Here is a 14710-nt window from a genome sequence, read left to right as displayed (position 1 = left end):
GCGCAGATTGTACGACTTGACGGCGCTCAGACGACGCCGCTGGCCGTCTGGAGGCGCAGCCAGAGCCCGAGCCCGACGATGCAGGCGAACCAGACGATGCCCACCAGGACGGTGTAGCGGTCCAGGTTCTTCTCCGCCACCGACGAGCCGGCGAGGCTGGAGCTGACGCCGCCACCGAACATGCTCGACAACCCGCCGCCCTTACCGCGGTGCAGCAGGATCAGCATGGTCAGCAGGATGCTCGTGATGACCAGCAACACGATCAACGTGTATGCGAACCAGATCGGCATGGCTGGGGTCAGTCCTCTCGTTACGATCCTCGCCCGGGCAGATCGGGCACGGTGGCACCGACCGACGGACGGGCGGAGTCAAGGATAGCGAGCGATCAGCGGGCGATGTGCTCCGGGAACCGGCAGATCTTCGCGAACTCCTCGGCGTCCAGGCTCGCGCCGCCGACCAACGCCCCGTCGACGTCCGGCTTGGCCATGATCGCCGCGACGTTCGAGGACTTGACCGAGCCGCCGTAGAGGACCCGGACCTTGTCGGCGGTGTCCTGGCCGAAGGACTCGGCCAGCCGCTGACGGACCGCCTCGCACACCTCCTGCGCGTCCTCCGGGGTGGCCGTCTTGCCCGTGCCGATGGCCCAGACCGGCTCGTAGGCCACCACGACCTTCGCCACCTGCTCGGCGGTGAGCCCCTTCAGGGCGCCGTCGAGCTGATCGCTGCAGTGCGCCACGTGGGTGCCCTGGTCCCGGATGTCGAGCCCCTCCCCCACGCAGAGGATCGGGGTGAGCCCGTGGGTCAGCGCCGCCTGCACCTTGGCGTTGACGACCGAGTCGTCCTCGTGGTGGTAGGCCCGCCGCTCGGAGTGCCCGACCACGACGTAGGTGCAGCCCAGCTTGGCCAGCATCGGGCCGGAGATGTCACCGGTGTAGGCCCCCGACGCGTGCGGCGAGAGGTCCTGCGCGCCGTAGCCGATGAGCAGCTTGTCGCCGTCGACGGCGGTCTGCACCGTACGCAGGTCGGTGAACGGCGGCAGGACCACCGTCTCCACGTCGGTGAGCTGCTTCTCGGTGAGGCTGGCCGCCAGCTTCTGCACCAGCAGGTTGGCCTCGAGGTGGTTGAGGTTCATCTTCCAGTTGCCGGCCATCAGCGGCCGGCGGGTGGCGCTCGCCATCAGTTCTCCAGAGCCGCGATGCCGGGGAGGGTCTTGCCCTCCAGGTATTCCAGGGAGGCGCCACCGCCGGTGGAGATGTGCCCGAAGGAGGACTCGTCCAGCCCCAGGGCACGGACCGCCGCCGCCGAGTCACCGCCACCGACGACGGTGAACGCGTCGGACTTCGCGATCGTCTCGGCGATCCCCCGGGTGCCGTGGGCGAACGCCGGCATCTCGAACACGCCCATCGGGCCGTTCCAGAAGATCGTCCGCGCGCCCTTGAGTGCGGCGGCGAACCCGGCGACCGTCTCCGGCCCGATGTCGAGCCCGACCCGCTTGCTGGGGATGCCGTCGGCCGGCACGGTGTCGTGCGCGGCGTCCGGGGCGAACGCGTCCGCGGCCACCACGTCGACCGGGAGCATGATCTTGCCCTCGGAGCGCTCCAGCAGGCTGCGGCAGGTCTCGACCATCTCCTCCTCCAACAGCGAGGAGCCCACCTCGTGGCCCTGGGCCTTGAGGAAGGTGAAGCACATCCCGCCGCCGATGAGCAGCCGGTCGACCGTCGGCAGCAGCGCCTCGATCACCGCCAGCTTGTCGGAGACCTTCGAGCCGCCGAGCACCACCACGTACGGGCGCTCCGGCTCACCGGTCAGCCGGGACAGGACCTCCACCTCGCGCAGCACCAGCCGGCCCGCGACGTGCGGCAGCCGGGCCGGCACGTCGTGGACGCTGGCGTGCCTGCGGTGCACCGCGCCGAACGCGTCGTCGACGTAGGCGTCGCCGAACGCGGCGAGCTGGTCGGCGAAGGCGCCCCGCTCGGCGTCGTCCTTGCTGGTCTCGCCGGCGTTGAAGCGCAGGTTCTCCAGCAGCGCGACCTCGCCGTCGGCGAGCGCGTCCACCGTGGAGCGGGCGGACTCGCCGACCGTGTCGGAGGCGAAGTGCACGCGCGTGCCGAGCAGCTCCCCGAGCCGCCCGGCGACCGGGCTCAGGCTGAACTGCGGGTCCGGCGTGCCCTTCGGGCGGCCCAGGTGCGAGCAGACGACCACCTTGGCGCCGGCCCCGGTGAGCGCGCTCAGCGTCGGCAGCACGGCCCGGATGCGGCCGTCGTCTGTTATTTCGCCGGTCTGCTTGTCGAGCGGGACGTTCAGGTCGGCGCGCACCAGCACGCGCCGACCCGACACCCCCTCAGCGAGCAGGTCGTCGAGGGTACGGATGCTCACAGCGAGCTACCCACCAGCTTGACCAGGTCGACCAGGCGGTTGGAGTAGCCCCACTCGTTGTCGTACCAGCCGACGACCTTGACCTGGTTGCCGACGACCTTCGTCAGCGGCGCGTCGAAGATGCACGACGCCGGGTCGGTGACGATGTCGGCGGAGACGATCGGGTCCTCGTTGTAGGTCAGGATGCCCTTGAGCGGGCCCTCGGCGGCGGCCTTCAGCGCGGCGTTGACCTCGTCCACCGTGGTCTCCCGGTTGACGTCGACGGTCAGGTCGGTGGCCGAGCCGGTCGGGATCGGCACGCGCAGCGCGTAGCCGTCCAGCTTGCCCTTCAGCTCCGGCAGCACCAGGCCGATCGCCTTCGCCGCGCCGGTCGAGGTCGGCACGATGTTCAGCGCGGCGGCGCGGGCCCGACGCAGGTCCTTGTGCGGCGCGTCCTGCAGGTTCTGGTCCTGGGTGTACGCGTGGATCGTCGTCATCAGGCCGTGCTGGATGCCGAACGTGTCGTGCAGGACCTTCGCCATCGGGGCGAGGCAGTTGGTGGTGCAGGAGGCGTTGGAGATGATGGTGTGCTTGGCCGGGTCGTACTGCTCGTGGTTGACGCCCATGACGACCGTGACGTCCTCGTTCTTCGCCGGGGCGGAGATGATGACCTTCTTGGCCCCGCCGTCGACGTGCGCCTTCGCCTTGGTGGCGTCGGTGAAGAAACCGGTGGACTCGATGACCACGTCCGCGCCGACCTCGCCCCACGGCAGCTTCGACGGATCCTTCTCGGCGTACGCCTTGATGGTCTTGCCACCCACGGTGATCTCGTCGGCGGTGGCCTTCACCTCGTGCGGGAGGCGACCCAGGATGCTGTCGTACTTGAGCAGGTGGGCGAGCGTCGCGTTGTCGGTCAGGTCGTTGACCGCCACGACCTCGATGTCAGCGCCGGACGCCAGCACTGCCCGGAAGAAGTTGCGGCCGATCCGGCCGAAGCCGTTGATGCCAACCCGGATGGTCACAGGTCCCATCTCCTCGCGTTCTGGTCCGCCGGCGTCAGACCCGGGCCGGCGGAGGTGTGTGCGCCGACCGTTGGAGCCGGCCGTTGACGATTCATCTCGGCCACCCCGCCGCGGTCTCGTCGGACCTTGACCGCCCGAGGCGGTGAGCACGGCGAGGAGTGCCTGTGCCGGCCCCCTTGCCGTACGCAGCGACCCTATCCGAGCGTGCGACACCGTGCAGCGCCGGGTGGTGATCCCACTGGCGGCGCCGAGCCTCACCGTCCTATCAGACCACGAGCATGTCGGGCGTGACGGCCGCTTCCGTATCCGGGATGCCCAGGTCGCGGGCACGCTTGTCGGCCAGCGCCAGCAGCCGGCGGATCCGGCCGGCGATCGCGTCCTTGGTCAGCGGCGGGTCGGCCAGCGCGCCCAGCTCCTCCAGCGAGGCCTGCCGGTGCTCCAGGCGCAGCCGACCGGCCGAGGTGAGGTGGTTCGGCGCGTCGTCGGCGAGGATCTCCAGCGCCCGGGTGACCCGGGCGGCGGCGGCCACCGCCGCCCGCGCCGAGCGGCGCAGGTTGGCGTCGTCGAAGTTGGCCAGCCGGTTCGCCGTGGCCCGGACCTCGCGGCGGACCCGGCGCTCCTCCCAGGCCAGCACGCTGGAGTGGGCGCCGATGCGGGTGAGCAGCGCGGCGATCGCGTCGCCGTCCTTGACCACCACCCGGTCCACGCCGCGCACCTCGCGGTTCTTGGCGGTGATGCCGATCCGGCGGGCCGCGCCGACCAGGGCCAGCGCCGACTCCGGGCCGGGGCAGGTGATCTCCAGCGCGCTGGAGCGGCCGGGCTCGGTCAGCGAGCCGTGCGCCATGAACGCGCCCCGCCAGGCCGACACGGCGCAGCAGACGTTCGCGGCGACGACGTGCGGCGGCAGGCCGCGCACCGGGCGCCCCCGCACGTCCAGCAGGCCGGTCTGCCGCGCCAGGGCCTCGCCGTCCTTGACCACCCGCACGATGAAGTGGCTGCCCTTGCGCAGGCCGCCGGACGCGAGCACGTGGATCTCGCTGGGGTAGCCGTAGACCTCCGCGATCTCCCGCCGCAGCCGTCGGGCCACCGCCCCCGTGTCGAGCTCGGCCTCCACCACGACCCGACCGGAGACGATGTGCAGCCCGCCGGCGAAGCGCAGCAGCGCCGCCATCTCCGCCCGCCGACAGCAGGGCTTGGGCACGTCGACCCGACTCAGCTCGTCCTTGACCGCAGCCGTCATCGCCATTGTGCGTCCCCTCACGGACCTGTTCCGGCGTGTCGCCGGAGATTACGTACGTGTCTAACGATCGGCGCCCAGGACAGGCACCAGTGCGGCGCCCAGGGCGGCCGGATCATGACGGGGAGTGCCGTCGGTGACCGCGACGGGAGCGAGGACCAGGCGGGCACCCAGCGATTCTGCCGCACGTCCGACCGGTTCGGGGTCACCCACCGCCTTGGAATCGGCGACCACATGGTCGACCTTCAGCTCCGGCAGGTACCAGCTCAGGGCGGCCAGGTGGTCGGCCAACGAGAGCCCGAGCGTCTCCTTCTCCGCCGCGAGGTTCAGGGTGACCAGCCGCCGCGCCGGGCTGGCGACGATCGCGGCGGCCAGCTCCGGCACCAGCAGGTGCGGCAGCACGCTGGTGTACCAGCTGCCCGGCCCGAAGATCAGCCACTCCGCCGCGCCGATCGCCGCGACCGCCTGCGGGCACGCCCGCGGGGCGGTCGGCGTGAGCCGCAGCGACTCCACCCGGCCCGTGGTCACCGCGACCTGGTGCTGGCCGCTCAACGTACGCACCTCGTCGGGCCGGCTCGGGTCGGCGCCACGCACCCGCGCCTCGATGCCCACCGGCTCGCAGGACATCGGCAGCACCCGGCCCACCGCGCCGAGCATCGCGCCGGCGTGCTCCAGGGCGGCCACCGGGTCGCCGAGCAGCTCCATCAGCCCGCAGAGCACGAGGTTGCCCACCGCGTGCCCGGCCAGCCCGTCCGCCGAGCCGCCGGTGGGAGGCGCCCCGCCGGCGTACGACGGCGGCACCTCGGCGAAGCGGTGCTGGAACAGCCCGGCGCTGCGCCGGGTCGCCGGATGGTCCCCCGCCAGCGCGACCAGCGCCTGCCGCAGGTCGCCCGGGGGCAGGCCGCCCCGCTCGGCGCGCAGCCGGCCGCTGGAGCCACCGTCGTCGCCGACGGTCACCACCGCCGTGATGTCCAGGTCCAGCTCGGGGGCGCAGCGACGCAACGCGCGCAGCGAGGCGGACAGGCCGTGCCCGCCGCCGAAGGCGACCACCCGCGTCGCCGTCATTCGCGCCCCAGGTCGCGGTGCTGGGCGTTGGCCGCCAGGCCGGACTGGCGCAGCCGGGCCGACAGCTCCTCGGCGATGGCCACGCTGCGGTGCTTGCCGCCGGTGCAGCCGACGGCGACGGTCAGGTAGCGCTTGCCCTCCCGCTCGAAGCCTGCGGTGGTGGCGTTGACCAGGTCGGCGTAGGAGTCGACGAAGGCGTCCGCGCCCTCCTGCCCCAGCACGTACGAGCTGACCGCCTCCTCCCGGCCGGTGTGCTCTCGCAGCTCGGGCACCCAGTACGGGTTGGGCAGGAAACGGGCGTCGAGCACGAAGTCGGCGTCCGGCGGCAGCCCGTACTTGAAGCCGAAGGAGAGCACGGTGACCCGCAGCCGGCGGGCGTCCTCGCCGCCGAACAGCTCCTCGATGCGGCGGCGGAGCTGGTTGACGTTCAGGTGGCTGGTGTCGATGATCACGTCGGCCTGGTCGCGGGCCTCCTCCAGCAGGCCGCGCTCGACCGCGATGCCGTCGGCGAGCCGCCCGTCGCCCTGCAACGGGTGCGACCGCCGGACGCTCTCGAAGCGCCGGATCAGCACCTCGTCGTCGGCGTCGACGAAGACCACCCGGGGCGAGAAACCGCGCTCCTTCAGCTCCCGGATCGCCCCGGCCAGGTCGGTGGAGAAGGCGCGGGAGCGCACGTCCAGCACCATCGCCGTGCGACGGGCCGCACCGCCGGCCTTGAACGCCAGCTCGGCCATGTCGAGCATCAGCGCCTGGGGCAGGTTGTCCACCACGTAGAAGCCGACGTTCTCCAGCGCCCGGGCCACCGTGCTGCGACCACCGCCGGAGAGGCCGGTGACCACCACCAGGGTGGTGTCCGACTCCGCCGGGCCCGACTGCCCGGCCACCGTCGCGCCCCGATCCTCGGCCGTACGCGCCTCGCTCACCCACTACCCCCCAGCCGTGGCGCACGCGGCCGGCACCCCGGGCCGCGTGTGGTCAATCAGCGACTCTATCCCGCCGTCCCCGGCCGGCCGGCGTACGCCCGTGGCCGGCGCGGCCCGGCGGGCCGACGCGACGCCGCCGACGGGTCGCCGACCCCACCCGCGGCCCGCGACCGGCGCGGCCCGGTGGATCGACGCGACGCCGCCGACGGATCGCCGACCCCACCCGCGGCCCGCGACCGGCGCGGCCCGGTGGATCGACGCGACGCCGCCGACGGGTCGCCGACCCCACCCGCGGCCCGCGACCCGGCGCGCCCGGGCGGCGCGGGCCGACCGGTGTCGGGGGCGGTTCGTAGAATCCCGGGATGGCATCCCCCACCGACCTGCGCGCCTCCGACGCCCTGGAGGTGCTGCGCCGGGTGTTCGGCTACGACGCCTTCCGCGGCTTCCAGCAGGAGGTGATCGACCACGTGGTGGCCGGCGGTGACGCGCTGGTCCTGATGCCGACCGGCGGCGGCAAGTCGCTGTGCTACCAGATCCCGGCGCTGGTGCGCGACGGCGTGGCGGTGGTGGTCTCGCCGCTGATCGCGCTGATGCAGGACCAGGTCGACGCGCTGACGGCGGTCGGCGTGCGGGCCGGCTTCCTCAACTCGACGCAGGATCTCGACGCCCGCCGGGCGGTGGAGCGGGCGTTCGTCGGCGGCGAGCTGGACCTGCTCTACCTCGCCCCGGAGGCGCTGGGCACCCGCGGCGTGCAGCAACTGCTGGACCGGGGCAGGATCGCCCTGTTCGCCATCGACGAGGCGCACTGCGTGTCGCAGTGGGGGCACGACTTCCGCCCCGACTACCTGGCCCTGTCGATGCTGCACGAACGCTGGCCCGACGTGCCCCGCATCGCGCTGACCGCCACCGCGACCAGCGCGACCCGCGCCGAGATCGCCACCCGGCTCAAGCTCACCGACGCCCGGCACTTCGTGGCCAGCTTCGACCGGCCCAACATCCAGTACCGCATCGTGCCCAAGCGTGAGCCGCGCAAGCAGCTGCTCGGCCTGCTGCGCGACGAGCACCCCGGCGACGCGGGCATCGTCTACTGCCTGTCCCGCGCCTCGGTGGAGAAGACGGCCGAGTTCCTCACCGCCAACGGCATCGCCGCGCTGCCCTACCACGCCGGGCTGGACGCGGGCACCCGCGCCCGCAACCAGCAGCGCTTCCTGCGCGAGGAGGGCCTGGTGATGGTGGCCACCATCGCCTTCGGGATGGGCATCGACAAGCCCGACGTCCGCTTCGTCGCCCACCTCGACCTGCCCAAGTCCGTCGAGGGCTACTACCAGGAGACCGGCCGGGCCGGGCGCGACGGTCTGCCGTCGACCGCCTGGCTGGCGTACGGGCTGCAGGACGTGGTGCAGCAGCGCAAGATGATCGAGACCTCGGAGGGCGACCTCGCCCACCGGCGCAACCTCGCCGCCCACCTCGACGCGATGCTGGCGCTCTGCGAGACGGTCCGGTGCCGCCGCACCCAACTGCTCGACTACTTCGGCGAGCAGGCCACGGCCGCCTGCGGCAACTGCGACACCTGCCTGGAGCCGCCGGAGTCGTGGGACGGCACGGTGGCGGCGCAGAAGCTGCTCTCCACGGTCTTCCGGCTCGACCGGGAACGCAACCAGCGCTTCGGCGCGGGGCACTGCATCGACATCCTGCTCGGCCGCGCGACCGACAAGGTCAGCCAGTACGGCCACGACTCGCTGACCGTGTTCGGCATCGGCGGCGAGCTGCGCGAGGCCGAGTGGCGCGGCGTGGTGCGCCAACTGCTGGCGGAAGGACTGCTGGCCGTGGAGGGCGACTACGGCACGCTGACGCTCACCGAGGCCAGCGCGGAGGTGCTGGGCCGCCGCCGCACGGTGATGATGCGTCGCGAGCCGGAGAAGGTCGCCTCGTCCCGGGCCGCCAAGCCGCGCGGCGCGGCCACCGTCGTCGCCGAGCTGTCCCCGGCGGCGACGGCGGTCTTCGAGCGGCTGCGCGCCTGGCGGGCGGCCACCGCCAAGGAGCAGGGCGTCCCGGCGTACGTGATCTTCCACGACGCCACGCTGCGGCAGATCGCCACCGACGCGCCCGCCTCGCTGGCGGAGCTGTCCCGGGTCAGCGGCGTCGGCGAGAACAAGCTGGCCAAGTACGGCGAGGGCATCCTCGCCGTGCTCGCCGAGGGGTGAGACGACGACGGGCCGGCCCCCTCGCGGGGGTCGGCCCGTCGGATCTCCTCCGCCGGCGGTCGCCATTCGGCGGGGGCGGTGGCCCCGACGGGTTCGCCGGGCCCCTCGGGCGAGGGCCCGCCGTCGGGTGACCGGCCCCGCTCCGAAGCCTGCCCGCAGCGTCACGCCGATCCAGGCGACCCTTCCGGGTCGAGGCCGTCGAGGAGCGTTCTTGCGGCCACCGCCGCACCGTCGGTCCGGATCAGAGCGGCCACGGCCGTCGCTCGGGCCCGGATCTCGGCGGTCAGGGCACCGTCGAGCGCGGCGGAGAGAGAGTCGACGGTGGGCGTCGAGTCGTCGTGCGCCCGGCCGAGGCCCAGCTCCGCCACTCGGGCCGCCCAGTGCGGCTGGTCCGCGATCCGGGGCACCACCACCTGGGGCGCGCCGGCCAGGGCCGCCGTCGTCGTGGTGCCCGCACCCCCGTGGTGCACGACGGCGGCCACCCGACGAAACAGCGCCTGCTGGTTGACCTCACCGACGACGAAGCAGTCATCGGCGTCGTCGACCGCCGCCAGGTCCGCCCAGCCACGGCCGAGGACCAGGCGACGGCCGTGCGCGCGGCACGCTTCCACGGCCACCCGGGCGATGCCCTCCGGGGCGTGCGCCGCCATGCTGCCGAAGCCCACGTACACCGGCGCGGGACCGGCGTCCAGGAACGCCTCCAGCCCTTCCGGGAGCGGACGGTCGTCCGGCAGGAGCCACGGCCCGGTCTGTCGGACATCGAGATCCGTCAGCCCCCGCGACGGGCACAGCGTCGCGTCCGCCGCCAGCCACGGCCGGCCGGTGAAGACGTGATCGCGGACGTTCTCCACCGGCGGCAGGCCGATCGCCGCTCGATGGCGGTTGAGCGCCTCGCCGTACAACGCGTTCACCCGCTGGGCGTCCTGCTCCCACAGCACTCGATTGTCCGACTCGTCCGCCGGGGACTGCCTGCCCGGCCGTGCCCCCGGGGGAAAATGCCGCGACGGCAGCCCGAGGATGTGGAAGCACGCGTACACGTAGCGGATGCCGAGTTTCTCGGCCACGTCCCTGGCACCCGCCGGCATCAGGCCGGTCGCCAGCAGCACGTCACTTCCCTCGGCGGCTCCGGCGAGCGTGTCGAACCGCGCGGCGACAAGCGCGGGAGCGAGCCGGAACGCGTCCTCCGCCGTGGGCGGCTTCGTTCCGGCGACCACCGAACGCACCGTCGGGCCCAACGGCAGCAACGGCACGTCGACCCGCGCCAGTAGCGCCCGGAACTCCTCGTCCGGCGGCGCGCACACCCGCACCTGCGCGCCGAGTTTCCGCAATTCCACCGCCAGCCCCACCAGCGGCTCCACATCTCCGCGCGACCCCCATGCCGTCAACAGAATCCGCACGCCCGACTCCCGTCTCCGCAGCAATGTGCTTCCGAATCCGTGCCTTCCGACTTCCGGCCGCTGATTCTGCGCCAGCATCTGGGCCTTGCCGCAAGACCCGGGGTGCGATATATGTTGACAGTGGCAGGGAGCGGTATCCCTGCTTTTACTTTGGCCTCGCCCGAGTTTGCTTCGGCCCGCCCGAGCACGATGCGAAGACGTGAATCGACTCGCATTTTCGACACGAACCGGATACCTCGCAGGAACAGCGCCCCGAGCGGTCCGGCGGCGGAGGCGACGCTCGTATTCGGCATACGGCTCGTTCACCGCCGCCATTCGCGGTTGCCGAACAGGAACGCCCCGAAGCGGGCAGGCTCGTGGAGAACCCGGCGGCGGGTCAGGCGTCGGGGGCGCGCTGGGCGCCTTCGTCCAGGGCGGCGAGGATCGCCTCGGCGGTGCGCCGGCCCACGCCGGGCACCTCGGTGATCTCTTCGACGGTGGCGGCGGAGAGGCGCTTGAGCGAGCCGAAATGGCGCAGCAGCGCCTTGCGCCGCACCTCCCCCAGGCCCGGCACCCTGTCCAGCGCCGACTCCGTCATCCGCTTGGAGCGCCGCTGCCGGTGGAAGGTGATGGCGAAGCGGTGCGCCTCGTCGCGGACCCGTTGCAGCAGGTAGAGCCCCTCCGAGGTGCGCGGCAGGATGACCGGGAACTCGTCGTCGGGCAGCCAGACCTCCTCCAGCCGCTTGGCCAGGCCGCACAGCGCCACGTCGTCGACGCCCAGCTCCGCGAGGGCCTGGGCCGCCGCCGCGACCTGCGGCGCGCCGCCGTCGACCACCACCAGCTGCGGGGGGTACGCGAACTTGCGCGGGCGGCCGGTGGTCGGGTCGATCAGGGCGCCGACCCGGGGCTCGTCGGCCCCGGCCTGGCCGGCCGGGGCGTCGGGGTCGTCGGCCGGCTCGACGCCCGCCTCCCCGGTCTCGGCCCGCGCGTCGAGGTAGCGGGCGAAGCGACGGCGCAGCACCTCGGACATGGCCGAGAGGTCGTCGGTGGCGCCACGGATGATGAAGCGCCGGTATTCGCTCTTGCGGGGCAGCCCGTCCTCGAAGACGACCATGCTCGCGACCACGTCGGTGCCCTGCATCTGCGAGATGTCGAAGCACTCGATGCGCAGCGGCGACGTGCGCATGTCGAGGGCCTCGCTGATCTCGTCGAGGGCCTTGCCACGGGTGGTCAGGTCGCCGGCGCGGCGCAGCTTGTGCCGGGCGAGGGCGTCCCTGGCGTTGCGTTCGACCGTCTCCAGCAGCGACCGCTTGTCGCCGCGCTGCGGCACCCGCAGGGAGACCCGGCTGCCCCGGCGGCCGGAGAGCCAGTCGGCCAGCGCGGCCGCGTCGGCGGGCAGCTCCGGCACGAGCAGCTCGCGCGGCACGTCGGCCTCGCCCTGCTCGCCGCCGTAGACCTGGGTGCAGAAGTGGTGCACCAGGTCGCCCGTGGTCAGGTCCTCGGTCTTCTCCACCACCCAGCCGCGCTGGCCCCGGACCCGGCCGTCGCGCACGTGGAACACCTGGACGGCCGCCTCCAGGGGGTCGTCGGCGAACGCCACCACGTCCGCGTCGGTGCCGTCGCCGAGCACCACGGTCTGCTTCTCCATCGCCCGACGCAGGGCGGCGATGTCGTCGCGCAGCCGGGCGGCCCGCTCGAACTCCAGCTGCTCGCTGGCGTCGGTCATCTCCCGTTCCAGCTTGCGGACCATGGTGTCGGTGCGGCCGGCCATGAACTCGCAGAAGCCGTCGACGATCTCGCGGTGCCGCTCGGGGGTGACGCTGCCCACGCAGGGCGCCGAGCACTTGCCGATGTAGCCCAGCAGGCAGGGCCGGCCGACCTGGCCGGCACGCTTGAACACCCCGGCCGAGCAGGTGCGCGCCGGGAAGACGCGCAGCAGCAGGTCGAGCGTCTCGCGGATCGCCCAGGCGTGCGAGTAGGGCCCGAAGTAGCGCACCCCCTTGCGCTTGGCGCCCCGCATCACCTGCAGGCGCGGGAACTCCTCGTCGAGGGTCACCGCCAGGTAGGGGTAGGACTTGTCGTCGCGGTAGCGGACGTTGAAGCGCGGGTCGTACTGCTTGATCCAGGTGTATTCGAGCTGGAGCGCCTCGACCTCGGTGCCGACGGTGACCCAGTCGACCGACTCGGCGGTGGTGACCATCTGCTGGGTGCGCTGGTGCAGGCCCCACAGGTCGGCGAAGTAGGAGTTGAGCCGGCTGCGCAGGTTCTTCGCCTTGCCGACGTAGATCACCCGGCCGGTGCCGTCGCGGAAGCGGTAGACCCCCGGCGACTCCGGGATGGTGCCGGGTGCGGGACGGTAGGTCGAGGGGTCAGCCACGCCAGCAAGCGTAGTCCGCACCCCCGACAGCCCCCGGAACCCCGCGTCCCGCGCCCGCCCGCCGACCCGGGGTTAATCCGGTGCCGCCGGGAACGCTCCCGGCTAGCATCCGCCCCTGACGGACCAGACGCGAGGGGAGCACGGGCGGATGGGGGCGGACGTCGCGGAACGTGGTCGAGGGGGCGCCGTCCTCGTGGCGGCGCTCACCGTCGACTCCGTCGGCAACGGGCTGTTCCTGCCGCTGTCGCTTGTCTACTTCCTGCGGCTGACCGACGTGCCCCTGTCGCTGCTCGGCGTGCTGCTCAGCGCCGCGACCGTGCTCACGCTCCCGGTGCCGCTGTGGGCCGGCGCGCTGGCGGACCGGGTGGGCGCCCTGCCGGTGGTCGTCGCCGCGCAACTGCTCCAGGCCGCCGGCTATCTGGCGTACGCCTGGGTGCGGGGCCCGGTCGGGGTCTTCGTCGCGGCGGCGCTGGTCGCCGTCGGCGTGCGGTTCTTCTGGTCCACGGTCTTCACCGCCGTCGCCGACTACGCCGACAGCAGCCCCGGCGCCTGGACCCGGGACACCTGGTACGCGGTCAGTAACGGCGCGCGTACCGCCGGACTGGCGGCGGGGGGCCTCGTCACCGGCGTGGTGGTCGCCGACGGGCGGGCCGGCACCTACCGGGCGGTGGCGTATGCGGCGGCGGCCTGCTTCGCCCTCGCCGCGGTGCTCATCGCCGCGTGCGTGCGCACCCCGGCGGCCACCGACCGGCCGGTGGCCCTGCGGCGCGGCGGGTACGCCACGCTGGCCCGCGACCGACCGTTCCTGGCGCTGACCGGCCTGAACACCGTCTTCGCACTGAGCAGCATGATGCTCGGCCTGGCGCTGCCCACGGTGATGCTCACGGACGTGCGCGGGCCCGCCTGGCTGACCTCGACCGTCCTCGCCGGCAACGCGTTCCTCGTCGCCCTGCTGTCCGCGTCCGTCGGCACGCGCCTGCCGCGCCACCGCCGCACCCGCGCGATCGCGGCGGCGGCGGTCCTCTGGGCGGCCTGGGGACTGGCCATGGCGACTGTCGGTCCGGGCCGGCTGGCCACCGTGGCCGTGCTGCTGGCCGCGGCCACGCTGCTGTTCACGGCGGCGGAACTGGTCCACGCGCCGGCGTCCGCCGCGCTGGCCGCCGCCGCCGCGCCGGTCGCCGCCCGTGGTCGCTACCTGGCGGCGTTCCAGTACTCCTTCGCGGTCGCCTCGCTGGTCGCGCCGGCGTTCTTCGCCACCCTGTACGAGGCTCACGACGCCGCGCCGTGGCTGGCCCTGGCGCTGCTCAACGCCGCCGGCGCGGCCGGGGTGCTGGCGCTGGAGCGGCACCTGCCGCCGGCCGCCCTCCGGGAGCCCTCGCGGGCCGCCCCGGCACGGGCCGACGCGGACGCCCCGACGCGATGACCCGGCCGGCGGCGAGAACACGCCGGGATGACCCCGACCGGCGCCGGCACCGCGACGAAATGACCCCGACCGGTGTCGGCACCGCGACGGATGGGCCCCGGCCGGTGTCGAGACGGTACGACCCCGACCGGCGCCGGTGCCGCGGGAGCCGGCGACCCGGTGGGGGTCGCCGACCGCGCCATGCCGGTCAGGCCAGGGAGATCTGGTCGCCCGTGACCTTGATGTTCTTCGCCGGGAGGGGCTTGGTGGCCGGGCCGCCCTTCACCGAGCCGTCCTCGATCGAGAACTTGCTGAAGTGGCAGGTGCAGTTGATGGTGCCGCCGTCGACGTTCGTCACGGGGCAGCCCTGGTGGGTGCAGATCGAGTCGAACGCCTTGAACTGGCCGGCGGTCGGCTGCGTGATCACCACGCCCTGGGCGGGGTAGACGGCGCCCCCGCCGACCGGGATGTCGGCGGTGCGGGCCAGCGACTGCGCGCCCTCGCGGTCGCCGCCGCCGGCGTCGCCGGTGCTGGGCACGGCCGGGCCGCCGCTGGTCGGGGCCGCGCCGCCGCCGGAGTCGTCGCTGCCGCAGGCGGCCAGGATCACCGCCGCGCCGACCGCGCCCGCGCCCGTGAGGAGGGCGCGCCGTGTCTGTGTCGCCGGCCCGGTCAGCTCCTGCTCGTCACTCATGCCTCGCCTCTCTCTCGGCTGCCGCCGCCCAGTCATGATCCGCGGCCATGCTCGGGTA

At 73.4% G+C, this 14710-nt stretch carries 12 protein-coding genes; 2 read left to right on the top strand and 10 right to left on the bottom strand.

The features are described 5' to 3' along the window. Positions 1–26 precede the first annotated feature (26 nt). The 7 genes from secG to rapZ all read right to left on the bottom strand — a co-directional run bounded on the left by secG (position 27) and on the right by rapZ (position 6563). On the bottom strand, positions 27–290 hold the full coding sequence (gene secG / locus GA0070606_RS25595) for a preprotein translocase subunit SecG (RefSeq protein WP_091105184.1): 264 nt from the start codon (positions 288–290) through the stop codon (positions 27–29). Positions 291–385: 95 nt separating this feature from the next. After that, positions 386–1177, bottom strand: a complete 792-nt coding sequence (tpiA, locus tag GA0070606_RS25590; protein WP_091105181.1) for a triose-phosphate isomerase — start codon at positions 1175–1177, stop codon at positions 386–388. Then, complete coding sequence (locus GA0070606_RS25585) at positions 1177–2376, bottom strand: phosphoglycerate kinase (RefSeq protein ID WP_091105178.1); 1200 nt, start codon at positions 2374–2376, stop codon at positions 1177–1179. Before GA0070606_RS25585 ends, tpiA begins: the two co-directional genes overlap by 1 nt. Beyond that, a complete protein-coding gene (gene gap, locus GA0070606_RS25580; protein ID WP_091105176.1) occupies positions 2373–3377 on the bottom strand; it encodes a type I glyceraldehyde-3-phosphate dehydrogenase in 1005 nt (334 codons plus the stop codon). The genes GA0070606_RS25585 and gap overlap by 4 nt, the downstream gene beginning before the upstream one ends. A 265-nt stretch (positions 3378–3642) precedes the next feature. Then, positions 3643–4623 (bottom strand): DNA-binding protein WhiA, encoded by a 981-nt coding sequence (gene whiA, locus GA0070606_RS25575; RefSeq protein WP_076467662.1) that lies wholly within the window; start codon positions 4621–4623, stop codon positions 3643–3645. A 54-nt stretch (positions 4624–4677) separates the two neighbouring features. After that, entirely contained in the window at positions 4678–5679 is a 1002-nt protein-coding gene (locus tag GA0070606_RS25570; protein ID WP_091105173.1) for a gluconeogenesis factor YvcK family protein, read from the bottom strand. After that, positions 5676–6563, bottom strand: a complete 888-nt coding sequence (gene rapZ, locus GA0070606_RS25565) for an RNase adapter RapZ (protein ID WP_091105171.1) — start codon at positions 6561–6563, stop codon at positions 5676–5678. The genes GA0070606_RS25570 and rapZ overlap by 4 nt, the downstream gene beginning before the upstream one ends. A 401-nt stretch (positions 6564–6964) precedes the next feature. On the opposite strand from rapZ, the gene recQ reads away from it, so the two are divergent. Continuing rightward, a complete protein-coding gene (recQ, locus tag GA0070606_RS25560) occupies positions 6965–8806 on the top strand; it encodes a DNA helicase RecQ (RefSeq protein ID WP_091105168.1) in 1842 nt (613 codons plus the stop codon). A gap of 161 nt (positions 8807–8967) precedes the next feature. Here recQ and GA0070606_RS25555 read toward each other — a convergent pair whose 3' ends face one another. Further along, positions 8968–10203: a glycosyltransferase gene (locus GA0070606_RS25555; RefSeq protein ID WP_091105166.1), complete on the bottom strand. Its 1236-nt coding sequence runs from the start codon at positions 10201–10203 to the stop codon at positions 8968–8970. Positions 10204–10579: 376 nt separating this feature from the next. Then, complete coding sequence (uvrC, locus tag GA0070606_RS25550) at positions 10580–12559, bottom strand: excinuclease ABC subunit UvrC (protein WP_091105163.1); 1980 nt, start codon at positions 12557–12559, stop codon at positions 10580–10582. Positions 12560–12707: 148 nt separating this feature from the next. Between uvrC and GA0070606_RS25545 the strand changes: the two genes are divergently transcribed. Further along, positions 12708–13982: an MFS transporter gene (locus GA0070606_RS25545; protein WP_091105160.1), complete on the top strand. Its 1275-nt coding sequence runs from the start codon at positions 12708–12710 to the stop codon at positions 13980–13982. 187 nt (positions 13983–14169) lie between these two features. Here GA0070606_RS25545 and GA0070606_RS25540 read toward each other — a convergent pair whose 3' ends face one another. Then, the gene (locus GA0070606_RS25540; protein ID WP_091105158.1) at positions 14170–14652 is read right to left on the bottom strand and encodes a Rieske (2Fe-2S) protein; all 483 of its coding nucleotides are present in this window, start codon (positions 14650–14652) and stop codon (positions 14170–14172) included. Positions 14653–14710: the final 58 nt, after the last annotated feature.

The sequence above is a fragment of the Micromonospora citrea genome (assembly GCF_900090315.1).
Taxonomy (GTDB): domain Bacteria; phylum Actinomycetota; class Actinomycetes; order Mycobacteriales; family Micromonosporaceae; genus Micromonospora; species Micromonospora citrea.
Note: the sequence above shows the minus strand (reverse complement) of the source record. Positions and strands in the feature narration are given on the sequence as shown.